Here is a 23,806-nt window from a genome sequence, read left to right on the forward strand (position 1 = left end):
GGCATCCGGCGCCGGCGGTCAGTAGGACTGCAGCTCGATCAGGTGGCCGTCGGGGTCGCGCAGATGGGCGCTGCGCAGGTTCGGGCCCCACTCGGGGCGGTCGGTGGGCCCGCTCACCGGGGTGCCGCCGTGCCCGAGGCAGAAGGCGAGCGCGCCGTCCACGTCGTCGACGCGGAAGACCAGCATCGCGCCGTCCTGGGCGGCCGGCGGCCGGGCCGGGAGCCCGTCGGTGCCCAGGGCGGCGGCCATCATCGCGCGGTCGTACAGCGCGAGCACGGCCCGGTCGTCGACCTCCCAGTTGGCGTACGGGCCCGCAGGTTCGCCCTTGGCCAGGACGGCGCCGGTGAGGCGCGGCAGGACCGCCCGGTAGAAGCCGAAGCACTCGGCGAAGCGGGAGACGAGCAGGCGGTTGTACGGGGTGTCCACAAGGGCTCCTGGGCTCGGGGGCGATCACCGGATATTAGTAGGTGGGCACCCACTATAGGACCAGACCCTAGACTTCTCCCGTGACCGACGAGAGCTCCACCCCGCCCACGCTGCTGGACCTCAGCACCTACCTGCTCTCCCGGGTCGGCCGGACCGCCCGGAGCCGGCTGGCCGAACGGCTGGCCGAACGCGGCCTGCGGCTCTGGGACATGGCGGTGCTCGCCGCGCTGGCCGACTTCGGGCCGCACGCCCAGCGGGACCTGGTCCGGCGGCTCGGCGTGGACCCGAGCGACATGGCCAAGGCCGCCGACCGGCTGGCCGCCGCCGGCTGCGTCGAGCGCGTGCGCGACACGGCGGACCGCCGGCGCGTCTCGGTCAGCATCACCGCGACCGGCCGGGCGGCCCTGGCCGAGCTGGACGCCCAGGCCCGCGAGGTGCAGGACGAGATCCTCGCCCCGCTCGACGCGCAGGAGCGCCGCACCCTGCACGACTTGCTCCGCCGCGTCCACCACGACCTGCCGGGAGCGCCCTGAGGTGGCCCGAGGTGGCCCGAGGTGGCCCGAGACGCGCTGAGGCGGCCCGGGCGACGGTCGGTCAGCCGAGCGCCTGCGGGCGCCGGGCACCGGCGAACTCGGCGGCCCAGCGCGGGTCTTCGAACACGCCCGGGAGGCGGGTGACGAGGGTGCCGGTGCGCTCGGCGTGGATCATCGCGCCATCGCCCGCGTGGACGCCGACGTGGTGCAGTGGCGCGCCCGGGCGCGAGAAGAAGAGCAGGTCGCCGGGGAGCAGGTCGGCCCGGGCGACCGGGGCGGAGCGGTGGTACTGCGCGACGGTGTAGTGGGCGAGGTCGACGGTGCCGTCGCTGGCCCGGTACCAGCTGTAGAGGGCGAGCCCGCTGCAGTCGAAGCCGACGGTGTGCTCGCCGAGGCACTCGCCGTCCAGGTAGCCGTTCTCCTCGTCGCAGAAGCCGATGCTCGCGCCCAGCCGGTCACCGCCGCCCCAGGCGTACGGGACGCCGATCTGCGCGGCCGCCACCTCGGCGACCCGGCGGCCCAGGGTGGCGGGCGGCGCCGCGGCCGGCGCCGCCCGTGCCGCGGCGGTCGCCAGCACCGGTACGACGCCCGCGCCCAGCGCCAGCCCCAGGACGTGGCGGCGGCCGACACCCCGGCCCGGCAGTCGCAGCACCATGGCGGACCTCCTCTTCTCGGTGGAGTACCAGGATCGGGGGCGGATGACGCGACCCGCCATCACCCGCAACGGTGAACCGGGAGTGCGGGGGCGCAGGGGCGCGGGCGGCGCGGGGAGAGACGTCGAGCGCCGTTGGCCGGCAAATGGTTTGACGTGTGATCAGCAGGGTGCCGACGATGAGGGGAAACACCCGTTCGACCTACGGAGCCCCCATGAGCGGTACCGTCCGGCTGATCCGCAACCACCGCCTCACCCAGGCGGTGGACTACGCCTACGCCGCATCCGTGGACGCGCCGGTCCGCTCGCTCTGGCTGGCGGGCGCCTGCCCGCTCGACGCCGAGGGCCGGACGGTCGCGGTGGGCGACTTCGAGGGCCAGGCCCACCAGGTGATGCGCAATCTGATCACGGTGCTGGAGGACGAGGGCGCCGCGCTGACCGACCTCGTCCGGACGACCGTGTACGTCGCCTCCTCCGACCAGGCCGACCTGGTGAAGGCGTGGGAGGTCTATCGCTCGTACCTGGGGAGCCACGACGTGCCCAGCACCCTGCTCGGCGTCGCGGTGCTGGGCTACTCCGACCAGCTCGTCGAGGTCGAGGCGGTGGCGGTGCTCTCCTGACCGCGTCCTGGCACGCGGAGCCCCGCAGGGCGGGCCCGGGGCAGCCGGCGCCGAGGAGCGCGTCGAGCTGCTCGTAGCCCTCGATCACGCCGCGGTCCATCCCACTGGCCATGATCGCGTCGCGGGTGGCCAGGTTGTCGACGAGGGAGAGCGAGCTGACCCGGGTGCGGCCTTCGCCGACCGGTTCGAAGACCACGGTCTCCAGGGAGACGCCGTCCGGTACGCCCTCGAAGGTGAAGGTCTGGACGAGCCGGGTGTTCGGGCGGACCTCGTGGAAGGAGCCGTAGAAGGAGGCGATCACCTCGCCCGCCTGTCCCTCCCCGTCCGTGCCGCCCTCCTCGGCCAGCGCCGAGTAGCGGTAGCTGCCGCCGGTGCGGGCGTCCCAGACGTCGATCCTCATCACGCGGTTCTTGGGGCCGAGCCACTGCGCGACCAGCTCGGGCTCGGTCCAGGCGCGGAACACCCGGGCCGGCGGGGCGTCGAACTCGCGGACGATGCGGATGACGGGAAGTGCCGGGTCCGCCTCGATGCGGGTCCGGCGGTCGTCGGTGGTGGTCATGACGTTGCTCCTTCGTTCTGCTCGGGTGCGTCCGGTCCGGTGGATCCCGGGCGCTCGCCGGTCTCGTTCCGCGCGTCGGTCCTGTCCTGCGCGTCGGTCCTGTCCCGTCCGCCGGTCTCGTCCCGTGGGTCGGTCTCGTCCCGCTCGCCGTCCATTGCCGCGAGGACGGCGTCCAGGCGGTCGAACCGCTCCTCGGCCTGCCGGCGGTACCGCTCGATCCAGACCGTCATGAGGTCGAGCACCCGGGGTTCGAGGTGGCACGGCCGGCGCTGCGCGTCCCGGCTGCGGCTCACCAGCCCGGCCTCCTCCAGCACCTTGAGGTGCTTGGAGACGGCCTGCATCGACATGGCGTAGGACTCGGCGAGTTCGCCGACGCCGGCGTCGCGCACGGAGAGCCGGGCGACGATGTCGCGCCGGGTCGGGTCGGCCAGGGCGACGAACGCCCTGGACAGCTGGTCGGCGGCCATCGCGCACCTCTGCTTCTCTTCGCAACCGTTTGGTTGAGTACAAGGCTACGCCGCTCGGGGGCCTTGTTCAACCGATTGGTTGAGTTCGCCTGGCGTCCGCCGTCCCGGGCATGCCGAGGGCCTGTGGCGGGTCTCCGCCACAGGCCCGGGGGCACTCCTGTCCGGCCGTCACTCCTGCTTGATCGCGGAGATGTCGAACTCCAGCACGACCTTGTCGCCGACCAGGACGCCGCCGCCTTCGAGGGCGGCGTTCCAGGTGATGCCGTAGTCCTTCCGGCTGATGGTGACCGACCCCTCCAGGCCGACCCGGAGGTTGCCGTAGGGGTCGCGGGCGTTGCCGGTGTACTCGAAGTCGATGGTGATCGGCCGGGCGGTGCCCTTGATGGTCAGATCGCCGCTGACCCGGTACTCGGTGCTGCTCAGCTGTTCGACACCCGTCGAGGCGAAGGTGATCTTCGGGTGGTTCGGCGCGTCGAGGAAGTCGTTGGTGCGCAGGTGACCGTCGCGCTGCTCATTGCCGGTGTCGATGCTCTCGGAGGTGATCGACACCTGGGCGGTGGAGCGGCTCGGGTCGGTGCCGTCGAGGTGGGCGGTGCCCTCGATGGTGGTGAACGCGCCGCGCACCTTCGTCACCATGGCGTGGCGTGCCACGAAGCCGATCCGGGTGTGCGCCGGGTCCAGGACGTAGTCGCCGGTGAGATCGGACAGCGGGGTCGTCGTGGTCACGGGAATCTCCTGAGGGGGACGGATGCGGAGCCGGAGGTCGGAGCCCCGCGGCGCCGGCCGTGCCTGCCCGGGGGAGGCGGCGGGCCGGGCGGTGGTGCCCCGGGCCACGCTAGGCGCTCCCTCCCGGTGTCGCACGCCGTGCTCACCCGGACGGATGCACGCACGCACGCCCACGCACGCGCGAACGCACGGAGGGAGGAATGCACGGGCGGGTCGGGCCGCGGCCTTCAGGGGCGTCCGGTTCCCCGCAGCGCCCGCCGACGCCCCGGCCACCCTCTCGTACCACGACCCGTCCACGGTCGGCGGCTCTTCGGCACCTCCCGCGCTCGACCTGGTCGTCGCCCGGCCGTCCCCCAAAGTCCCGTTCGTACAGTTATTCCTGACGTTCAGGAACCATCTGAGCGCAGGTCCGGCTCAGGGCTCGATGACGAGGCGTTCGATGAGGTCGTCGCGGAGCGCGAACCGGTAGTGCAGATCGACGGTGCCGCCGGGGAAGTCGCCTTCGAGGTGGTGCGTGGCGACGTAGTGGGACGGGTCGGCCTGCTGGGCGCCGGTGAGGCGGATGGTGTACGTGAACTCGGTCGCGGCCCGATCGAGCCACCGCTCGATCGCGGCGGCGCCCTCGTAGCTGTTCCCGTCGTCGACCACCGTGGCGTCGCGGGTGAACGCGGCGACGGCGGAGGCGGTGTCGTGGGCGCGGTGCGCGTCCAGGTAGCGCGTGATCACCCGGGGCAGGGCGTCCGGGGTGATGGTCCGGGGCTGGCTGTCGTACATGACGGTCCTCACGGTGGTGTCGGGTGCGGACGGGGGCGGGTGCTGTTCCCGGATGGGGGCGGGCAGGGCATCGCCCCGCGTCGGTACTGCCGGACATTGAAACTGCTAAAATAGAAGCTACTAACTTCGACTTTAGCAGTAACCGAGAGGACGGTCACCGTGGCAAGCCGGATCAGGCTGGAGGACCGGGAGTGCCCGCTCTCCACGACGGTGGAGCACGTCGGCGAATGGTGGACCTTGCTGATCCTCCATGACGCCTTCGACGGCTACACGCGCTTCGACCAGTTCCAGGAGAGCCTGGGCATCTCCTCCAGCATGCTCACCACCCGGCTGAAGACCCTCGTCAATGACGGGCTGCTGGAGCGCCGGCCCTACCAGGCCAACCCCGTCCGCCACGAGTACGTGCTGACCGCGCTCGGGCACTCGCTCCGGCCGGTGATCGTCGCCCTGGCCGCCTGGGGCAACTCCCGCCTCGCGCCGGCGGAGCGCAGCATGATCCTCGTCGACGCGCACAGCGGGGAGGAGGTCGAACCCGTCGTCGTCGACGCCAGGACCGGCCGCCGGCTCGACGACAGCGACGCGTACGTCTTCACGGCCGGCCCCGCGGCCGGCGCCGCCATGCGGAACCGCTATGCGGCGCGACCGGTGACCCCCGAGGCGTCGCAGCTCTCGGACGCCTCGGATGTCTCGGACGTCTCGGACGTCTCGGAGGCTTCGGGGCAGGAGGCGTAGGGCGCACGCGACCGGCCGGCCTCGGCCCGCCCCGCTCAGCCGCCCTCCGCCCGGTCGTGACACCACCCAAAACAGCATGTTCGGTACGCGAATCAGCGCCGGTTAAGATACGGGCTGTCTGGTTTTGTTCAATCGGTGCGGTGGGCGGGGTGGTCGTGTGGTGCGGCAGGAGCGGGCGGTGCGGACGCGCCGGCTGATTCTGGAGGCGGCGGCATCGGTCTTCGACGAGTGCGGGTACGAGGCGGCGACGATCGGCGAGGTGGTGGCCCGCGCCGGCGTCACCCGGGGGGCGGTCTACTTCCACTTCGCGTCCAAGCGGGACCTCGCACAGGGGGTGGTGGAGGAGCAGTTCGCCCACGACGCCGTGCCCGAACGGGCCTGCAGACTCCAGGAGTTCGTCGACACCGGCATGGTGGTGGCGCATCTGATGCCGCGTGACACGGTGCTGAGTGCGGGCGCCCGGCTGTCGTTGGGCCAGGACGGCCTCGGGGACTTGGGCGGCGGCGCCGTCCCCGGGTGGATCGCCCGGTTCGAGGCGCTCCTCACCGGCGCGGGGGAGCGGGGCGAACTGCTGCCGCACGTCGTGCCGGCCGACACCGCCTGGCTGGTGACGGCGGCCTGGTCGGGCGTGCAGATCCAGTCGCAGAAGCTCTCCGGCCGGACGGACCTGGAACGACGGGTCGCCGCCCTCTTCCAGCACCTGCTGCCGAGCGTGGCCGTGCCGGGCGTGCTGGCCTCGCTGGAGATGGGCGCCGACCGGGGTGCGCGGGTGGTCGCCGAGGTGGCCGCGGCCCGCGCTGCCGCCGACCGGGCCGGGGACGAACGCGCGGTGGCGGGGCTCGTCACCCACTGACTCCGCGCCCCGGTCGGCGGCTCCCGATCAAGGGCACCGCCGCCGGTCAGAACCGTACAGCGCGTCCGGTTTGGCAAAGAACAAACCGCTCATCCCGTTTCTGGCGGCCCGGTGCGCGCGGGGTGTCCGCACGGGGATCGTCGCCCGGGCGCCCCGGACGATGCGCCGGGACCTGCGCGCCCACCGGATCGGCCGCCGGACCGACCGGCCCGGCAAACCAATGTGCCAAGGATGCGTCGGCAGATCACCGGAGGGGTTACCTGGTGACCATCAGTCACGGCATCGTCGACGCGCGGGAGTTCGACCGATCGGCACGGCCGGCCGTGGAGCCGCGGGGGAACGGGATCGTTCCACCGGCGGCGCGGCAACGGCCCGGTGCCGACCCCGGTCGGCCCCCGCGGAGCGGTGACGAACGGCGGAGGTCGCCGTGGAGGTCCTGGCGTGTGCGGGCGTGAGGATGAGGAGTGGAGGGCCGGTTGGTGCAGGAGAGATCGGAGCGGACGCGCGGGCGTCTGGTCGCGGCAGGGGCGGAGCTGTTCGACCGGTCCGGCTACGCGGGCGCGACGCTGGCGGACATCGCCGCGGCGGCGGGGGTGACGAAGGGCGCGCTGTACTTCCACTTCAGTTCGAAGGAGGAGCTGGCACGGGCGGTGGTGGAGCACGCCGAGCGGGCGCTGCGGACCGCCTGCTGCGCGCTGCGGGCGGAGACCTCGTCGGTCCAGGCGCTGATCGACGCGGGGTACTGGCTGGTGGCGGCGCTGGAGTCGGACGCGGTGGTGCGGGCGGCGTTCCGGCTGGGCCGCGAGGACGGGGCCTGGCAGGGCGCGGGCGGGCCGGTCGTCGGGGTCCGGGGCTTCCAGGGGGTCTGGGCGGGCGCCGTCCGGGAGCTGCTGGCGGGCGCGCGCAAGGCGGGAGAACTGCGCGAGCGCTCGGGCGGGGTGGGCCCGGAGTCCCTGCTGGTGGCCGCCGCGTGCGGGCTGGAGGTGCTGGGCGGCGCGGCGCGCGGCCGGGAGGAGCTGGCCGAGCGGCTGCAGGCGTTCTGGGACTGGCTGCTGCCCTGCCTCGTCCCCGCCGAGGCGGTCGGCTCCTACCGGACGGTGGCACCGCCGGCCGGCTGAGCACGGGCTGCCCGGCGGGCTTCGGCGTCCGCCCGGCTGGACGGACGTCCGGCCGGGCGGCCCGGTGCAGGAGGGGGAGGCGGCCCGCGCTCACCGGTCGAATGTCAGTGCCAGGATCCATGATGGCGGTATGAACGACGCAGCCACCAAGGCCTCTCCCGTTGCCCTGGCATCTCCGGACGCCTACGCCGATGCCGTCTCCACGGCCGTACGGGCCGCCGCGGCGTACTACGCCGACGGTGCCACCCCGCTCGGCGACGACGAGTACGACGCCCTGGTGCGCGCCATCGAGGCGTACGAGCGCGAGCACCCGCAGGAGGTGCTCCCGGACTCCCCGACCGGCAAGGTGGCCGGCGGCGCGGCGGTCGGGGACGTCCCGCACTCGGTGCCGATGCTCTCGCTCGACAACGTCTTCTCCGCGGCGGAGCTGGAGGCCTGGGCGGAGGGCCTGGAGCGCCGCCTGGGCCGGCCGGTGACCGGCTGGTGCGTCGAGCCGAAGCTGGACGGTCTGGCGATCGCCGCGCGGTACCGGGCCGGCCGCCTCACCCAGGTGCTGACCCGCGGCGACGGCCTCGCCGGTGAGGACATCACCCACGCCGCCGACGCGGTGCTCGGCCTGCCCGCCCGGCTCGCCGAACCGCTGGACATCGAGCTGCGCGGCGAAGTCCTGCTCACCCAGGAGCAGTTCGACCACGCCAACGCCGTCCGCACCGAGCACGGCGCGACCCCGTTCGCGCACCCCCGCAGCGGCGCGGCCGGCACCCTGCGGGCCAAGGACCGCGCGTACCGCGTCGAGCTCACCTTCTTCGCCTACGGCGCCATCGGCCTGCCCGGCCTCGGGCACGGCGACCTGCTGGACCGCCTCGCCGCGCTCGGCGCCAACACCGCGGCCACCACCGCGGCCCACCCGCAGCGCTGCGCCACGATCGCCGAGGTCGGGCAGCGCGTCGACGAGATCGCGGCCCTGCGCGCGGCCCTGCCGTTCGGCATCGACGGCGTGGTCGTCAAGGCCGACTCCGCCGCCGACCAGGAGCAGGCCGGCTCCGGCTCGCGCGCCCCGCGCTGGGCGATCGCCCGCAAGCTCCAGGCCCAGCACAAGGTCACCCGGCTGCTCGGAGTGGAGTGGAACGTCGGCCGGACGGGCATCATCGCGCCCCGCGCCGTCCTGGAGCCGGTGGTCATCGACGGTGTCACCGTCACCTACGCCACCCTGCACAACCCGGCCGACATCGAGCGCCGGGGCCTGATGATCGGCGACCAGGTGTTCGTCTACCGCGCGGGCGACGTCATCCCGCGGGTCGAGGCCCCGCTGGTGGACGAGCGCACCGGTGCCGAGCAGCTGATCGCCTTCCCCGAGGCGTGCCCGCGCTGCGGTGACGCCATCGACACCTCCGAGCAGCGCTGGCGCTGCGTGCGCGGCCGCGCCTGCCAGGCCGTCGCCTCGATCATCTACGCCGCCGGGCGCGACCAGCTGGACGTCGAGGGCCTGGGCGGCACCCGCGCCGTCCAGCTCGTCGAGGCCGGGCTGGTCGGTGACCTCGCCGACCTCTTCACGCTCACCAAGGAGCAGCTCCTCACCCTGGAGCGGATGGGCGACACCAGCGCGGACAACCTGCTCGCGGCGATCGGGACCGCCCGTACCCAGCCGCTGAACCGGGTCTTCTGCGCGCTCGGCATCCGCGGTACCGGGCGGACGATGTCGCGCCGGATCGCCGCGCACTTCGGCAGCATGGCCGCGATCCGCGCCGCCGACGCCGAGGCGCTCGCCGGGGTGGACGGCATCGGCGCCGAGAAGGCCACCGTCATCGTCGCCGAACTCGCCGAGGTGGCGACGCTGTTGGACCGGCTGGCAGCCCTGGGCGTCGGCACCGCCGTCACCGTGCCGACCGCGCCCGCCGCCTCCGCCGACGGGACCGGGGAGCAGGCCGAGGCGGCCGGTGCGGCGGCCGGCCCGCTGGCCGGTGAGAGCGTCGTCGTCACCGGCGCCATGACCGGCCCGCTGGCCGAGCTCTCCCGCAACGCGGTGAACGAGCTGATCGAGCGGGCCGGCGGCAAGGCCTCCTCGTCCGTCTCCAAGCGGACCACCCTGCTGGTCGCCGGGGAGAAGGCCGGCTCCAAGCGGGCCAAGGCCGAGGAGCTCGGCATCCGGATCCTCACCCCGGAGGAGTTCGCCACCCTGGTCGCGGACCACCTCGCCTGAGTGGCGGCCGCTCACACCTCTCCGGTGCCAGGGGACGGGTGATCGGCGACGTGTTCGCCGCGATCGACCGGATCGGCTTCCGGGCGCCGCTCGGAGGCTCATGGTGACGTCGCTGTCCCGCAGGCCCCGGAGACCTGGGAGTGCCGCCTGCTGCTACGTTCTGATGACCGATCAAGTCTCTTCCGGCACAGGTAGGTTCCGCCATGTCCGCGTACACCCGGTGCTCCGCTCTGCGCTGCTTCGACCAGGCGACGGAGTATCTGTTCGATGTGCCGCTGTGCGCTGCTCATGCGGCGAAGTTCGGCAGGGTGCCCGAGGCTCCGTCGACGGTCTGTGCATCACTGGGCTGCCCACACGGGGCCGAGTTCCACCCGGCCGGCGTCGCTCTGTGCGATCGGCATCGCGCCGAGCTGGCGGCGGAGATGGTGATACAGCACGTGAAGAACACGACCAGGGCGGCGCGGAAGCAGGCGAGCGCCAGGGGTGTGATCGGCCGACCGCGCGCCCTGACCAACCTGGTCTACGACCCGGCCGCCGAGCATCTCCACAGCAACGGCGTCGTCTATTACGTGACTTGGCGTAACCGGCTGGATCGCATCAAGATCGGCACCTCGACCGACTGCCGCCAGAGGTTCCAGTCCGGCGAGCTGCGACCGTTCGGTGAGAAGCCGCAGCTGCTCGTCGCGGAGCCGGGAGGCTCCTACGAGGAGAACCAGCGGCATCTCCAATTCCATCACCTGCGGCGGGGCGGGGAGTTCTTCGAGTACACGGACGAGTTGGTGGAGCACGTGCATGAGCTGCGGCAGCGTTCCCCCGACTACCGCGACCTGGCCGAGGTCGGCTACACCTACGGATGACCACGTCATGTGCGGCCCGGACGGTCCGACCGGCCCGCTGGGCGAGCTCTCCCGCAACGCGCTGAAGGGGCTGATCGAGTGGGCCGGCGGCAAGGCCTGCTCGTCCGTGTCCAGGCGGACCACCTCGCCTGAGCGGCGGCCGGCCGGTCGAGAATCATCCGCTGTGCGGGTCACCGGAGTGCGGGCCGTCGAGGAGCGGGGCCAGTGCCCGGCGAAGGTCGGCGGGCTCGCGGTAGAGCAGCCCGGTCATCCCGAGCCGGGCGGCCGCCTCGACGTTCTCCGGGCGGTCGTCGACGAAGAGGCAGCGGCCGGGTGTCGCCCGGGCGCGCTCCGCCGCGACCTCGTAGATCCGCCGATCGGGCTTGGCCGCACCGACCCGGGTGCTGTTGATCACGCCCTCGGCGAGGTCGGCGAGCCCGAGCGCGGCCAGGTCCTCCTCCAGCCACGCGGTGGCGTTGGTGACGAGCAGGACGGAGCAGCGCTCCCGGGCCCGGCGGAGCAGGTCGACGACGGCGGCGTCCGCGCGGGCCGGTGCGTGCGTGAACGCGGCGGCGAGCTCCCGGGCCGGCTCCGCCGGCAGGCCGGTGGCGGCGAGGTCGCGGGCGATGGCCCCGGCCCACTCGCTGCGGGAGAGCCCGCCGAGGACCAGCGCCGTTCCGGCGTCCCCGGCGAACGCCAGCTCGGCGGTCCGGCCCTGCGGCAGCCCGGCGGCGTGTTCGAGGCGGGTCACCTCATGGTGGTCGAAGAAGCGGAGCACGCCGTCGATGTCGCACAGCACGGCGTCGAAGGGGGGTTTGCCCGTCATGGTCGAGGTCGTCATCACACCTGAATACCACCGGCGGAGGGCGCGCCGCCGGTGCCTTCCGGGTCCGGAGGGTGCGGTAGGGTGGCGGCGCCGAATAGGACCACGAACCTCGGGAGGTGAGACCCATTACCGGTACGACGGAGCGGGTGCTCCCCGGGAACGGCTGTGAAGGCGTGGCGCCGAGCGCGTAGTGGCGCTCTGCCGGTACGGCGACGGTCCCTCTCGGGGAGCCCTGGCGGATTGATCCTTCGCCTGCTTTCTTGATGGGGTTCTTTTGTCTGTTTTCTCTTCTGCGCTGCTGCGTTCCTCGGTGACCTCCCGCCTCCGGGCGGCCGGTTGTGTGTTCGCCGAGGACGAGGCGCGCATCCTGCTCGATGCCGCCACCACTCCCGCGGAGCTCGCCGCGATGGTGCGCTCCCGGGCCCAGGGCCACCCGTTGGAGCACGTGGTCGGCTGGGCGGAGTTCGGGGGCCTGCGGATCTCCGTGGACGCGGGTGTCTTCGTCCCCAGGCGCCGCAGCGAGTTCCTGGTCGAGACGGCGCTCGGGCTGACGCCCGCGCACGCCCTGGTCGTCGACCTCTGCTGCGGAAGCGGCGCCCTGGCCGCAGCCCTCGCGGCGGCGACCCCGCACCCGGTGGAGGTGTACGCGGCGGACGTCGACGCGGCCGCCGTCCGGTGCGCGCGCCGCAACCTCGCCGCCGCCGGCGGCCGGGTGTTCGAGGGCGACCTGTTCGAGCCGCTGCCCGCCACCCTGCGCGGCCGGGTCGACGTCCTGCTCGCGAACGTGCCCTACGTGCCGACCGCCGACATCGCCCTGCTCCCCACCGAGGCCCGCGTGCACGAGGCACGCCCGGCCCTGGACGGCGGCGCCGACGGGCTGGACGTGCTGCGCCGGGTCGCGGGGGAGGCGCCCCGGTGGCTGGCCCCGGGCGGGGCGCTGTTCTTCGAGACCAGTGAGCGCCAGGTGCCCGAGGCGCTCGCCGTCGTCGGCGCGGCCGGGCTGGACGGCGCGCTCTCCTCGTGCGCCGACCGCGACGCGACCGTGGTGACCGCGACCCGCCGCTGACCGCTGACCGCTGACCGCTGGCCGCGCTGACCGTCGCCCGCCTGCGGCCGCGCCCGACCGCAGGCGGGCGACGGCCGGGTGCCCGAGGCACGCCCTCCGGGCATCCGGCCGCGCGGGCCCCGGCCGCGCACCCCGGAATTCCGATTGCCCCGCTGCTCCCGGGGATGGTGGAGTACCCGGCATGAGTACGGATCATGAAACGCTGCTGGCCCTCCTCGACTCCCGGATGCGCCGCGGCGCCGGGGGCGAGACCCCTGCCGCCCGGATCGAGCACACCCCGGCCGTCGTCCGGCAGAGCGGCCCCGACAGCGTCTGGAACGGCATCATCTGGTCGGACCTCGACGCCGCCGTCGCCGACGAGGTGATCGCCGAGCAGGTCCGCCACTACGCCGGACTCGGCCAGGACTTCGAGTGGACGGTGTACGGCCACGACCGCCCGGCCGACCTCGGCGACCGGCTGACCGCCGCCGGGTTCACCCCGGACGAGCCGGAGACCCTCATGGTCGCCGACATCGCCGACCTCACCCGCCGGATGGCCGGTACGGGGGAGCCGGCGGGTATCGAGCTGCGCGAGGTCACCGACGAGGCGGGCGTCGCCCAAGTCGTCGCCGTCCACGAGGAGGCGTTCGGCACCGACGGCACCCGGCTGGGCCGCCGCATCCTGGCGCAGCTGGAGGAGAGCCCGGACACCTTCAAGGTCCACCTCGCCGTCGCCCACCACGAGGGCCGCGAGACCCCGGTGAGCTCGGCGCGGATGGAACTGCACCCCGGTACGGGCTTCGCGGGGCTCTGGGGCGGCGGGACGCTGACCGCCTGGCGCGGCCGCGGCGTCTACCGAGCGCTGGTCGCGCACCGGGCCCGGATCGCCGCCGGCCTCGGCTACCAGTACCTCCGGGTCGACGCCTCCGACCAGAGCCGCCCCATCCTGGAACGCCTCGGCTTCGCCGTCCTGACCACCATGACGCCCTACCAGTACGAGCAGCGCTCGCGGTCCTGACCCGCCCGGCCGGCAGGTCCGGACCCGGGCGGGCGCCCGGCGGACCGCCGCCGCCACGTACCGGTCGGAGCCGAAGCCGCCCGGCGTCGGACCGTGCCCGGTGTCGGACTGTGCCGGGCGGACCGCACCGCCACGGTCCGCCCCCGCCGCCGCGAGGCCCCGTCGCCGCGTGGTCCGGGGGCCGTTCGGGGGATGCGCGGCGTGTGAGGGCCGGGCCGGTGCCGGTTCGCCCGGATAGTGGGCTGGTCCGTTCGGCACGGGGCCGGGCGCAGGAGGGAGCGGACCCATGACCGGAACGGCCGGGGCGCCGGACGCGGGGTACTCCCCGCGGCGGTGGACGGCGATGACCGGTATGTGCGTCGCGGCCGGCATGGTCTGGCTGTCGTTCGCCGACTTCGGGGTCGCGGTCCCGACGATCTCGGACGAGCTGTCGGTCTCGCTGCCCGCCCTGCAGTGGGCCAACAACGCCTTCAGCCTCTCCACCGGCGCCCTGGTGCTCGCGGCCGGGAAGCTGGGCGACGTGTTCGGGCGCAAGCGCATGCTGGAGATCGGCCTGGTGGTCCTGGGCGCGATCTCGTTGTTGGCGGCGTTCACACCGGGGGTGTCGGGGATGATCGCCGGACGGGCCGCGATGGGCGTCGGCGCGGCGCTGATCCTGCCCGCCACGCTGGCGCTGATCCCGCCGATGTTCCCCGTGCGGGAGCAGCCGCGTGCGTTCGGGGCCTGGATGGCGGTCGCCTGGGTCGGCCAGGCCGCCGGACCGGCCGTCGGCGGGGTGCTGACCGGCCTGGCCGGCTGGCGGTCGATCTTCTGGATCAACGCTCCGCTGGCCGTGGTCGCCTGGTGGCTGGTGCGCCGGTCGGCGGTGGAGTCCACCGATCCGAACGCCACCCGGCACATCGACCTCGTCGGTCTGGTGATCAGTGCCACGGCCGCGTTCTGCCTGCTCTACGGGTGCACGGCCGGCCAGGAGGACGGCTTCACCGACCCGGTGATCATCGGTCTGCTGGTCGGGTCCGTCGTGCTGGCGGTGCTGTTCGTCCTGGTGGAGCGGCGGGTCAGGGATCCGCTGCTGGACCTGCGACTGTTCGCCTCGCGGCCGTTCGACGGGGCGCTCGCGGCGAACTCCGTGATGAACATCGTCTTCGCCGGGGTGAGTTTCCTGCTCACGCTCTACCTCCAGGAGGTCCGCGGCTACGGTCCGGTCGCGGCCGGGCTGCTGTTGCTGCCCTCCACGGTGACCATCCTGCTGTTCAACCCGTTCGGCGGGCGGGTGGCGGCCCGGCGCGGGGCGCGGCTACCGGTGGCCGTCGGCCTGTTCCTGCTGGGCATCGGCACCCTGGTGGCGGCCGTGATCGGCGACGCCTACCACTACGCGGTCCTGGCCGCCGGGCTGCTGGTGCTCGGCGCCGGCCTCGGGCTGATGTCCGTGCCGCTGTCCGACACCGCCGTGGCCGGACCGCCGGAGGAGCTGGCCGGGACGGCCTCCGGGATGTTCAAGGTCACCAGCATGCTGGGCGGCGCCTTCGGCGTCGCCGTGATGGTGGCCGTCCAACAGGCCGTGGAGACCAACCAGGCGGTCAACCGGGCGCTGGCGGCCGGGCTGTCGGAGGCCGACGCCCAGCAACTGGGGAACGCCGTCACGGACTCCAAGCTCGCCGACCAGATCCTCGCCTCGGTCGACCAGTCGACGGCGGACGCGATCAACGCCGCCTTCCGCGACGTCGAGGCGGTCGGCACCGGCCGCGCGATCGGCCTGGCCGGCCTGCTCGCGGTCGTGGCGGCGCTGGCCCTGCCGCTGGTGTGGCGGCAACGGGCGGGGCACCGGGAGCCGTCGGCGATGCCCGAGGACCCGGTGGAGAAGCGGTAGCGGACGGGCGGGCCCCACTGTCCGCCGCACCCGCCCGAGTCGGCGAATCGGCCGTCCCGCCGGACGGAGCGGCGACGCCCGGTGGACGCGCGGACATGGAACTGAGCTCGGCGACGATGGCCCCTCGGGTCGGGGCGGGCTTGACTGGGTGTCATGACAGCCGACGCGCAGGGCACCGGAACCACCCGGCAGGCTCGGCTGCCCCGCACCCCCGCCGAAGGAGCCCCGATGCGTCCCGACCCGACCACCCTCACCGCCCCCGCCCCCGCGGTCGCCCCCGCCCCTTCCGGCGGCCGCGGGAGCCGGGCCGCCGGTCCGCTGCTGGCCGTCGGCACCGTGGCGACGGGCCTGATGGCCGGGCTCTTCTTCGCCTTCGACGTGTCCGTCATGCCGGGCCTGGCCGACGGCGACGACCGCACCTATGTGACCGCGATGCAGCACATCAACAAGGCGATCGAGAACGGGGTCTTCGGCCTCGTCTTCGTCGGCGCGCTCGTGGCCACCGGCCTCGCGGCGTTCCTCCAGTACCGGGCGGGGCGGCGCACCGTCGCGATCTGGGCCGCCGCCGCGACCCTGCTGTACCTCGGTGCGCTGGTCGTCACCGCGGCCGTCAACCTCCCGCTCAACAGCGAACTCGCCCGGGCCGGCGATCCCACGCAGATCCAGGACTTCGCCGCCGTACGGGCCGCTTTCGAGAGCACCTGGACGGCTGGCAACCTGGTGCGCACCCTGCTCTGCACGGCCGGCCTGGCCGCGCTGGTCCGCGCCCTGCTCCTGCACGGCCGCGCCGCATCGCGGACGGTCGCCGCCGGATTCCGGACGTCCTGAACCCTGGCGACGAGGGGCCCGCCGCCCTGCGGCGGGCCCCTTCGGCGTGCGCCCTCTGCGCCCCTCGTGCTGTCGGCCAAGTCCGTTGTGATGCCGGTGACTTGGCCGCTGTCGGCGGTTCTAGAATCATGTCGGAACCGGCAGGAGTCCAGCGAGCACCGGGGAAGAGGCGACAGCCATCGTGAGTCCCGCACTGCGACCGTTCCGTGTCGAGGGGAAGGCCATCCAGCTCGCCAAGTACCTTGCGGAGGAGGAGATCGGCGATCTCGTCGGCTGTTCGTGCATCGGCAACGATGTCACCATCGACCTGTCCGACACCCATTTCCTGATCAGCCTGGTCGATCTGGGCGGCGGGCTGCGGTTGAACTTCCACATGGCCCACGACGGCCCGGCCCGGGCCCGTTCCTGGAGCCGCCGGCTGCCCGCCGAGGCCGGCCCGCGCGACATCGCCCGGCGCATCGCGCTGGACGTCGCCACGCTGGACCGCGAGATCGCCCCGCTGCGCAGGAATCCACCGACGCCCCCGGCCGCACGCTGATCGCGGCCGGGGGCGTCGGTGGATCGCGGGGCGTGGAGCCCTTGCGAGGCGTCGGTGTCAGGGGGCCCGGACCGGTGCCGGGCCCCCGGCTCAGCCGGTCGCGTCGCCGTGCAGCACCAGGGCCCAGCAGAGGCAGCCGAGCGCGGCGGTGCAGAGCAGCGCCCGCGCGACGTTCCAGCGCACCCAGCGTGCCTCGAACCGCCCGCGCACCGCGGCGGGGTCCGGGATCCGCCCGGGCTCCCCGGCGGCGGCCAGGGCGTCGTTCAGCGGGATGTTGATCTTCCGGGTCACCACCAGGGCCGCCGTGTAGCAGACCAGCGCCGCGACCACGGCCGGCAGCACGTGCTGCCCGTCGGACGGCAGGTGCAGTGCCACCGCCACGCCTGTACAGAGCAGCGCCCCGACGAACCCGAACAGGAACCAGCCGTTCAGGATGGCCACGTTGATGCGCTGCATGACGTCGATGAACGTCCGGTCCTCCGTCCCGCGCAGCCCCGGCATCACCGAGCAGGCGTAGGCGTAGAACAGGCCCGCGCTCAGTCCGGTGGTGATCGTGGCGGCCACGAGTGCGATCACGCGTGCCAGTTCCATCGGCTCATCCCTCTTTCCGTCCGGCGGCGTGGCCGCGCGGGTCGGGCACCGCCTGCTCCGTCCCGGTCACGACTCTCTCAAATGACGTGGTGTCAATCCATGTCCACGCGTCTACTCTTGCCCCATGGACACTCTCACGGGGCTGCTGGACGGGCCGAAGGCGCGCGGGGCGTTCCTGCTGCGTTCGGTCCTCAGTCCGCCGTGGTCCCTGCGGATCGAGGACGGTGCCCCGCTGTCGGTGGTCACCCCGGTCCGGGGCGACGCCTGGATCCTGCCCGACGGGGGCGCACCGGTCCGGCTGAGCCCCGGCGACGTCGCCGTCCTGCGCGGCCCGGAGCCCTACACCGTGGCCGACGCCCCCGACACCCCGGTCCAGGTGGTGATCGGCCCGGGCCAGGTCTGCTCGCGCGACGGCGTCGACGTGGCGGCCTCGATGTCCCTGGGCCTGCGCACCTGGGGCGAGGTCCGGCCCGGTGACGAGGACTCCGCCGTGCTGCTCTCGGGCACCTACCAGGCCGAACACGAGATCGGCCGGCGGCTGTTGGCCCATCTGCCCGCACTCCTGGTCCGCCCGGCCGGGCGGGGCGCCGAAGCGACCGAGGACACCCTGGTCCGCCTGCTGACCGCCGAGATGTCCCGGGACGAGCCCGGTCAGGAGCTGGTCCTGGACCGCCTGTTGGACCTGCTGGTCGTCGGGGTGCTGCGCAGCTGGCTGACGGCCCCGGACAGCGGCGCCCCCGCCTGGTACCTGGCCCAGCACGACGGCGTGGTCGGCCCGGCCCTGCGCCTGCTGCACGACGACCCGGCCCGCGCCTGGACGGTGGCCGCGCTGGCCACCGAGGTCGGCGTCTCCCGGGCGGGCCTGGCCCGCCGCTTCACCGCCCTGGTCGGCGAGCCGCCGATGGCGTACCTCGCCACCTGGCGGCTGGCGTTGGCCGCCGATCTGTTCCGGGACCCCGAGTACACCGTCGCCTCGGTGGCCCGCCGGGTCGGCTACAGCAACGCCTTCGCCCTCAGCACCGCCTTCAAGCGGGTTCGCGGGCTGACCCCGCAGGAGCACCGGCGGCGGGCCGGCGCCGCACCGGCCCCCGCCGCCGCTCCGGCACCCGCCGCGACCACGGTGGTGCTGTCCGGCTGACCGGCCGGCCTCGTCCCGGGGGCGAGGCGTACGAGCCCGCCGCGGCGGGAACGCGGCGGGAACGCGGCGCGGCGCCGGCGAGGGACCTGTGCGCCGCTGGGCGGCAGCGACGCCCTGCCGCCCTCCGCGCCGGCCTCCCGGGCTCCCCGGCCCCCCACCGACACCGTCCAACGGATGACCCGCCGCCCCGGCCGCATCACCCCTGATCCGTCCGGCGGGACAGGTGCCGTGCGCTCCGGGCCGACCACACGACGGGCCCGGTCCGCGGGTGGCGAGACCGGCGATGGGACAGGGCCGCCCGGCCCCGCCCGCAGTGGGCGGGGCCGGGCCCGACCGGCCGATCAGGCGTGGATGCCCTGGCCGGGGGTCAGGATGCCGGCCGGGTCGTACCGGTGCTTCGCGGCGGTCGCCGCCTGCCACTGCGCGCCGTAGTGGCGGCGCCAGTCCGCGGGCGTCATGCCGGGGATCGCGCCGATCAGGTAGCGCTTGCCGCCGAGGGCGACGGCGCGCTCGTAGAGGTGCCGGTTGCGGCGGAGCATGGCGGCGGTGTCGGCGCCGGGGGCGGGGAAGGACAGCAGGTCGAAGTGCCAGCCCACCGGCTCGTCCGGCATCACGGCCAGCGGGCGGGTCAGGGTGGTGGTGGTGTAGGGGTAGAGCAGCAGGATCCCGGCGCCGAGGTCCGCGGGGGTGAGCAGCGCGGTGGCCTCACGGACGAAGGTCCGCGCGGTGGAGGCGGGGAGGAAGAGGCTGAGCCAGGGCTTGGGCTGCGTCCAGAGGCCGGTGGCCTTCAGATAGGCGGCGAAGCCGTCGACACGGAAGGCGTAGTCGCGGGCGCTCTGGTCGGTGACGGTGGTCTCGGCGGGTATGCAGCGCAGTCCGCGCAGCAGGGCGGCCCGGTCCGGGGGCGTGGCGCCGTCGTAGTGGGCAACGGTCTCGATCTTGTACCGCCAGGCGCTGCCCTCGGCGTTGCGCACCACCTCGCCGGCCTGGAGGTCGAAGCGGCGCTCGGCCAGGAGCCGTTCCTGGTCGCTGAGGTAGGCGGCGAGGTCGTCGTAGAACAGGGTGAACACCAGGGCGCGCTCGCGGGCCGGCACGAGGCGCAGGGTGGCGCGGACGATGATGCCGGCCTGGCCGCCGCCGGCCAGCACGGCCTCGAACAGCTGGCGGTTGCTGGTGGGCGAGGCGGTGAGGAGCCGGCCGGTGCCGGTGACCACGTCGACCGATTCGACGGTGTCGGCCTGCAGGCCGTGCCGCTGCACTCCCGAGCCGATCCCGCCCACGCTCAGCGTGCCGCCGACGGACAGGTGCAGGTAGTCCGTCAGGCACGGCGGCATCCAGCCCCGGGCGAGCGCGGCGTCGGTCAGCTGCGCCCAGGTGACGCCGGCCTCGACGACGGCCCGGCCGGGGGTGATGGCGATGATGCGGTCCAGACCGCGGGCGTCGACGGCGATGCCGCCGGGTGCGGCGGCCTGCCCGTAGTTGGAGTGCGACTCCAGCTCCGCCGTCTCGCCGCCGCCGCTCTGGCCGTTCACGGCGACCGGGATCCGGTGCCGGTGGGCGAAGCCGACGACCTCGGCCACGTCGCGTACCGAGCCGGGCCGCAGCACGGCCCGTGGCGCGGCGGTCACCAGGTGCCCGAAGTCACCGGCGAACCGGGTGAGCGTGCCGGGGTCGGTGACCAGGGTGCCGTCCAGCCGGGGCAGCGCGGCCACCACGTCCGGCGCGGCCGCGACCCCGCCGGTGGTGGTGGCGCCCGGGTCGGCGGCGACGGCCCAGCTGCGGCCGGCGGTGTTCCACCCGATGACCGTGGCCGCCGTGCCGACGAGCAGACCGCGGCGGGGCAGAGCTGACTTGCTCATTACAGATTTCTCCGATCAATCGTCATATGAGCAGTGTTGTACCGCAGTCAGCACGTACACGCGCAATCCCCCTTGGTCGGAGGCGGCGCGACCGGGGTGCGGGCCGGCGGGAACCGCCGGGCATGAAGGGGCCCGGACGCGCTGCCGGAGGTGGCGGCGGGCCCGGGCCGGCCACGCTCCCTCGGCGATGCCGGTCGGGGAGCGGAGCACTGTGCTCGATGCGATCGTCGGTGCGGGAAGAGGGGCAAGGCGGTTCGGCCGGTTGCCCCGGCCGGTGGGCTAGCCTTCCGCCGCCCGGTCGGACCCGCCCCGCCGACCGGCGGGTGCCGGGGTGCGCGGCAGGAGCGCGGCGGCGGCGAGGCCGATGAGTCCGACGGCCGCCAGGGTGATCATCGCGGCGGCGTAGGCGTGGCTGGTGAGACCGGCGACGAGGATGGTGCCGGCGACCGCCGTGCCGAGGGAGGACCCGAGGTTCGAGACGCTGCGGGACAGGCCCGAGATCTCGCCCTGCTGCTCCTCCGCGAAGCTCGACTGGACGATGTTGACCGAGGGGGTGAGCATCACGCCGAGGCCGAGGCCGATCAGGAGGAGTCCGGGGGCGAAGGCCCAGGGGCTGGGCGAGCCGCCGACCACCAGGACGAGGACGACGATGCCCACGATCGTGCCGGCGAATCCCGCCAGGATGAGGGTGCGCTGCGGGCGCCGCTCGGCAAGGCGTTCGGCGGCGAGCGAGGAGACGAGGATGCCGAGGGTGGCCGCGGTGAAGATCACGCCGGTCTGGATCGCGTCGTAGCCGCGGACGACCTGGAGGTAGGAGGCCACCGTGAAGGACACGCCCATCAGGAGCAGCCACTGGGTGTTCTGGGTGACCAGCCCGAGGTTGGAGGTGCGGCTGCGGAACAGGCTGGTGGACAGGAGCGGCTCCTTGCCCGCCCGCTCCCTGGCGCGGACCCACCGGAAGAAGCCCACCAGGAAGAGCGCGCCGAGGGCGAGCAGGGCGAGCATCAGCCAGCCGTTGTCGTCGGCGGCCAGGATGCCGGTGACGACCAGGACCAGCCCGGCGGCGGACAGGACGGTGCCGACGGTGTCGAACGGGCGGGTCGGGTCGGGCGGAAGGGGGTCGTCGATCCGGCGGATCAGGATGACGATCACGACGATCACCAGGGCCTGGAACACGAACGCGGCCCGCCAGCTGAGCGCCGAGGTGATGAGCCCGCCGATCAGCGGGCCGGCCGCCGCGCCGATGCCTCCGAGCGCCATGATCGTCCCGAACGCGCGGGCGCGCGAGGTCGTCTCCGTGAAGAACAGCGTGGTGAGGATGTAGACGGGCGGGATGAGCAGTGCCGTTCCGACGCCTTCGAGGATCGAGTTGCCCAGGATGAGGACGCCCAGGCCCGGCGCGGCGGCGCTCAGCAGCGCGCCGACGCCGTACACGACGAGGCCGACCAGCAGGCAGCGCTTGCGGCCGTAGCGGTCGGTCAGTTTGCCGCCGGGGATCATCAGGGCGGCCATCACCAGCAGGAAGACGGTGATCGCGACCTGCACGCCCTGCACGGTGGTGTCGAGGTCCTCGCTGATGTCGTTGATCATCACGTTCATGTTCGAGCCGGCGAAGCTGCAGATGAACTGGGCGAGGGCGAGCGGGGCGATGATCCGCCGCGCGGCGGCGGGTGTTCGTGCGGCCGGGGCGGTGTCACTCATCGCTGCCGCCGGGTTCCGCCCGGTCGAGTTCCTCGTCGAGGGCGATCGCCGCGGCGACCAGCGCCAGGTGCGTGAACGCCTGGGGGAAGTTGCCGATCTGCTCCCCGGAGGGGCCGATCTCCTCGGCGAACAGGCCGACGTGGTTGGCGTAGGTCAGCATCTTGTCGAAGGCGTAGCGGGCCTGGTGCAGCCTGCCCGAGCGGGCCAGCGCTTCGACGTACAGGAAGCTGCAGAGGTTGAACGTGCCCTCGGATCCGCGCAGCCCGTCCGGCGAGGCCTCGGGGTTGTACCGGTAGACGAGGCTGTCGCTGACCAGCTCCTGTTCCATGGCGTCCAGCGTGCTGAGCCAGGCCGGGTCGGTGGGCGAGAGGAATCCGACCCGGGGCATGAGCAGCAGGGAGGCGTCCAGGACGTCCGTGGCGTAGTGCTGGACGAAGGCCTGCCGCCGCTCGTTCCAGCCGCGCTCGACGATCTGCCGGAAGACGGCGTCGCGCTCCCGCGTCCAGCGGGCGGTGTCGGCGGGCCGGGAGTAGGCGGTGGCCAGCCTGACGCCCCGGTCGAAGGCGACCCAGGTCATCAGGCGGCTGTAGGTGAACTCCTGCTGCCCGCCGCGGGTCTCCCAGATTCCCTCGTCGGGCCGGTCCCAGTGGTCGGCGAGCCAGTCCAGGACGTCGGCGAACGTCTTCCAGCCGCGGATCCCGCCCATCTCACCGGCTTGCGCCAGGGCGTCCGCGGCCTCGCCGTAGATGTCGAGCTGGATCTGGTCGGCGGCCGCGTTGCCCGCCCGGACCGGGGCCGACCCTTCGTAGCCCTCCAGGTGGTCCAGGACCTCCTCGGTCAGGTGGGGGTCCCCGTCGATGCGGTACATGATCTGCAGCGGCTCGCCGGACGCGGTGCCGCCGGCGTCGAGGCGCGCGCGCAGCCAGCGGCGGAAGGCCGCCGCCTCCGCGGTGAAGCCGAGGTCGGACAGGGCCCTGACGACCAGGGAGGAGTCGCGGATCCAGGTGTAGCGGTAGTCCCAGTTGCGCTCGCCGCCGACCTGCTCGGGCAGCCCCATGGTGGCGGCGGCGATGGGCGCGCCGGTGGGCGCGTAGGTGAGCAGTTTGAGGGTGATGGCCGACCGGTTGACGATGTCGCGCCACCGCCCGCGGTAGGTCGAGGTGCGCAGCCACCGGTGCCAGTACCTCCGGCACGCCTCGACCTCCGCCCGGATGTCCTCGGCGGACACCGGGGTGGGTGCGGCGGCCCCGCTCGCGTCGCTGGTCAGGACCACGGCGGCGGTCTCCCCCGCGGAGAGGGTGCAGCGGGCGGTGAGGTCGTCGTCATCGGGGTGGAGCACGAACGGGCCGGTGACCTGCAGGTGCAGATCGGTGCCGGGCCCCCGGAAGACCGCCGCCGCCTCGCCGGTCCGTTCGAGGTCGTGCGAGGCGCGTCCGTAGTCGAACCGCGGCCGGCAGGTGAGGCGGAAGTCGAGGCTGCCCCGTACCACCCGCACCAGCCTGACCAGGCGGTGCCGCTCCGTCGGGGAACCGGTGACCAGGGGGCTCATGAAGTCGGCGACCTCGCCGACGCCGCCCGGTGCCATGAAGCGGGTGACCAGGACGGCGGTGTCGGCGAGGTAGAGCTGGCGGACCACCGGCTCCCGCCCGCCCGGGAGGTGGGCGGACAGCCGGCAGTATCCACCGCGTTCGCTGTCGAGCAGGGAGGCGAACATGCTGGGGGAGTCGAACCGCGGTGCGCACCACCAGTCGATCGTCCCGTCGGAGGAGACGAGCGCGGCGGTCTGGAGGTCGCCGATGATCCCGTGATCGGCGATCGCCGGGTAGGCACTCATGGAGGACTCCTTCGTTCGATCGACCGGGACCGCCCGCGGCGTCGTGCCGGGGCCGGCCGTGC

The 23,806-nt window shown here is 73.7% G+C and carries 23 protein-coding genes and 1 pseudogene; 13 read left to right on the forward strand and 11 right to left on the reverse strand.

The genetic code is table 11. From position 1 onward, the window contains the following. Positions 1 to 18 precede the first annotated feature (18 nt). The gene (locus ACWDRR_RS25160; protein WP_449774464.1) at positions 19 to 426 is read right to left on the reverse strand and encodes a VOC family protein; all 408 of its coding nucleotides are present in this window, start codon (positions 424 to 426) and stop codon (positions 19 to 21) included. 80 nt (positions 427 to 506) lie between these two features. On the opposite strand from ACWDRR_RS25160, the gene ACWDRR_RS25165 reads away from it, so the two are divergent. Continuing rightward, on the forward strand, positions 507 to 959 hold the full coding sequence (locus tag ACWDRR_RS25165) for a MarR family winged helix-turn-helix transcriptional regulator (protein WP_449774465.1): 453 nt from the start codon (positions 507 to 509) through the stop codon (positions 957 to 959). A gap of 61 nt (positions 960 to 1,020) precedes the next feature. Here the strand turns inward: ACWDRR_RS25165 and ACWDRR_RS25170 are convergent, their stop codons facing one another. Further along, entirely contained in the window at positions 1,021 to 1,614 is a 594-nt protein-coding gene (locus ACWDRR_RS25170) for a C40 family peptidase (protein WP_449774466.1), read from the reverse strand. A gap of 212 nt (positions 1,615 to 1,826) precedes the next feature. On the opposite strand from ACWDRR_RS25170, the gene ACWDRR_RS25175 reads away from it, so the two are divergent. Further along, positions 1,827 to 2,231, forward strand: a complete 405-nt coding sequence (locus ACWDRR_RS25175) for a RidA family protein (RefSeq protein ID WP_449774467.1) — start codon at positions 1,827 to 1,829, stop codon at positions 2,229 to 2,231. Positions 2,232 to 2,292: 61 nt separating this feature from the next. Here ACWDRR_RS25175 and ACWDRR_RS25180 read toward each other — a convergent pair. The 4 genes and pseudogenes from ACWDRR_RS25180 to ACWDRR_RS25195 form a co-directional block, all read right to left on the reverse strand. Continuing rightward, positions 2,293 to 2,790, reverse strand: a pseudogene (locus ACWDRR_RS25180) (SRPBCC family protein); the annotation flags it as partial. Further along, the gene (locus tag ACWDRR_RS25185; RefSeq protein WP_449774468.1) at positions 2,787 to 3,257 is read right to left on the reverse strand and encodes an ArsR/SmtB family transcription factor; all 471 of its coding nucleotides are present in this window, start codon (positions 3,255 to 3,257) and stop codon (positions 2,787 to 2,789) included. The pseudogene ACWDRR_RS25180 and the gene ACWDRR_RS25185, both read right to left, overlap by 4 nt. Positions 3,258 to 3,425: 168 nt before the next feature. After that, a complete protein-coding gene (locus ACWDRR_RS25190; protein ID WP_449774469.1) occupies positions 3,426 to 3,983 on the reverse strand; it encodes a YceI family protein in 558 nt (185 codons plus the stop codon). A 414-nt stretch (positions 3,984 to 4,397) separates the two neighbouring features. Then, positions 4,398 to 4,757: a nuclear transport factor 2 family protein gene (locus ACWDRR_RS25195; RefSeq protein ID WP_449774470.1), complete on the reverse strand. Its 360-nt coding sequence runs from the start codon at positions 4,755 to 4,757 to the stop codon at positions 4,398 to 4,400. 159 nt (positions 4,758 to 4,916) lie between these two features. Between ACWDRR_RS25195 and ACWDRR_RS25200 the strand changes: the two genes are divergently transcribed. The 5 genes from ACWDRR_RS25200 to ACWDRR_RS25220 all read left to right on the forward strand — a co-directional run bounded on the left by ACWDRR_RS25200 (position 4,917) and on the right by ACWDRR_RS25220 (position 10,517). Continuing rightward, entirely contained in the window at positions 4,917 to 5,489 is a 573-nt protein-coding gene (locus tag ACWDRR_RS25200) for a winged helix-turn-helix transcriptional regulator (protein WP_449774471.1), read from the forward strand. A 178-nt stretch (positions 5,490 to 5,667) separates the two neighbouring features. Continuing rightward, positions 5,668 to 6,342, forward strand: a complete 675-nt coding sequence (locus ACWDRR_RS25205) for a ScbR family autoregulator-binding transcription factor (protein WP_449774472.1) — start codon at positions 5,668 to 5,670, stop codon at positions 6,340 to 6,342. A gap of 479 nt (positions 6,343 to 6,821) precedes the next feature. Next, on the forward strand, positions 6,822 to 7,460 hold the full coding sequence (locus ACWDRR_RS25210; protein ID WP_449774473.1) for a ScbR family autoregulator-binding transcription factor: 639 nt from the start codon (positions 6,822 to 6,824) through the stop codon (positions 7,458 to 7,460). A 130-nt stretch (positions 7,461 to 7,590) separates the two neighbouring features. Continuing rightward, positions 7,591 to 9,660, forward strand: a complete 2,070-nt coding sequence (gene ligA / locus ACWDRR_RS25215) for an NAD-dependent DNA ligase LigA (RefSeq protein WP_449774474.1) — start codon at positions 7,591 to 7,593, stop codon at positions 9,658 to 9,660. A 203-nt stretch (positions 9,661 to 9,863) separates the two neighbouring features. Further along, positions 9,864 to 10,517, forward strand: coding sequence for a hypothetical protein (locus tag ACWDRR_RS25220; protein WP_449774475.1), 654 nt, complete (start codon positions 9,864 to 9,866; stop codon positions 10,515 to 10,517). Between the two features lie 154 nt (positions 10,518 to 10,671). Here the strand turns inward: ACWDRR_RS25220 and ACWDRR_RS25225 are convergent, their stop codons facing one another. Continuing rightward, the gene (locus tag ACWDRR_RS25225) at positions 10,672 to 11,337 is read right to left on the reverse strand and encodes an HAD-IA family hydrolase (RefSeq protein WP_449774476.1); all 666 of its coding nucleotides are present in this window, start codon (positions 11,335 to 11,337) and stop codon (positions 10,672 to 10,674) included. A gap of 295 nt (positions 11,338 to 11,632) precedes the next feature. Here ACWDRR_RS25225 and ACWDRR_RS25230 point away from each other — a divergent pair, with 295 nt between their 5' ends. The 5 genes from ACWDRR_RS25230 to ACWDRR_RS25250 all read left to right on the forward strand — a co-directional run bounded on the left by ACWDRR_RS25230 (position 11,633) and on the right by ACWDRR_RS25250 (position 16,621). Next, entirely contained in the window at positions 11,633 to 12,388 is a 756-nt protein-coding gene (locus ACWDRR_RS25230; RefSeq protein WP_449774477.1) for a putative protein N(5)-glutamine methyltransferase, read from the forward strand. Between the two features lie 181 nt (positions 12,389 to 12,569). Further along, a complete protein-coding gene (locus tag ACWDRR_RS25235) occupies positions 12,570 to 13,385 on the forward strand; it encodes a GNAT family N-acetyltransferase (protein WP_449774478.1) in 816 nt (271 codons plus the stop codon). Positions 13,386 to 13,671: 286 nt separating this feature from the next. Next, positions 13,672 to 15,255 carry an MFS transporter gene (locus ACWDRR_RS25240; protein ID WP_449774479.1) on the forward strand — a complete coding sequence of 528 codons (1,584 nt, stop codon included), beginning with the start codon at positions 13,672 to 13,674 and terminating at the stop codon, positions 15,253 to 15,255. Positions 15,256 to 15,408: 153 nt separating this feature from the next. Then, entirely contained in the window at positions 15,409 to 16,083 is a 675-nt protein-coding gene (locus ACWDRR_RS25245; protein WP_449774480.1) for an anthrone oxygenase family protein, read from the forward strand. 181 nt (positions 16,084 to 16,264) lie between these two features. After that, on the forward strand, positions 16,265 to 16,621 hold the full coding sequence (locus ACWDRR_RS25250; RefSeq protein ID WP_449774481.1) for a hypothetical protein: 357 nt from the start codon (positions 16,265 to 16,267) through the stop codon (positions 16,619 to 16,621). Positions 16,622 to 16,711: 90 nt separating this feature from the next. Here ACWDRR_RS25250 and ACWDRR_RS25255 read toward each other — a convergent pair whose 3' ends face one another. Beyond that, positions 16,712 to 17,212, reverse strand: a complete 501-nt coding sequence (locus ACWDRR_RS25255; RefSeq protein WP_449774482.1) for an anthrone oxygenase family protein — start codon at positions 17,210 to 17,212, stop codon at positions 16,712 to 16,714. Between the two features lie 124 nt (positions 17,213 to 17,336). Between ACWDRR_RS25255 and ACWDRR_RS25260 the strand changes: the two genes are divergently transcribed. After that, on the forward strand, positions 17,337 to 18,350 hold the full coding sequence (locus ACWDRR_RS25260; protein ID WP_449774483.1) for an AraC family transcriptional regulator: 1,014 nt from the start codon (positions 17,337 to 17,339) through the stop codon (positions 18,348 to 18,350). A gap of 341 nt (positions 18,351 to 18,691) precedes the next feature. On the opposite strand, the gene ACWDRR_RS25265 is transcribed toward ACWDRR_RS25260, so the two are convergent. From ACWDRR_RS25265 to ACWDRR_RS25275, 3 genes are all read right to left on the reverse strand, one after another. Continuing rightward, on the reverse strand, positions 18,692 to 20,209 hold the full coding sequence (locus ACWDRR_RS25265) for an FAD-binding protein (protein ID WP_449774484.1): 1,518 nt from the start codon (positions 20,207 to 20,209) through the stop codon (positions 18,692 to 18,694). Positions 20,210 to 20,488: 279 nt separating this feature from the next. Beyond that, positions 20,489 to 21,910 carry an MFS transporter gene (locus tag ACWDRR_RS25270; RefSeq protein ID WP_449774485.1) on the reverse strand — a complete coding sequence of 474 codons (1,422 nt, stop codon included), beginning with the start codon at positions 21,908 to 21,910 and terminating at the stop codon, positions 20,489 to 20,491. Continuing rightward, positions 21,903 to 23,744: a glycoside hydrolase family 15 protein gene (locus tag ACWDRR_RS25275; protein ID WP_449774486.1), complete on the reverse strand. Its 1,842-nt coding sequence runs from the start codon at positions 23,742 to 23,744 to the stop codon at positions 21,903 to 21,905. Before ACWDRR_RS25275 ends, ACWDRR_RS25270 begins: the two co-directional genes overlap by 8 nt. Positions 23,745 to 23,806: the final 62 nt, after the last annotated feature.

The sequence above is a fragment of the Kitasatospora sp. NPDC003701 genome, from assembly GCF_053587085.1.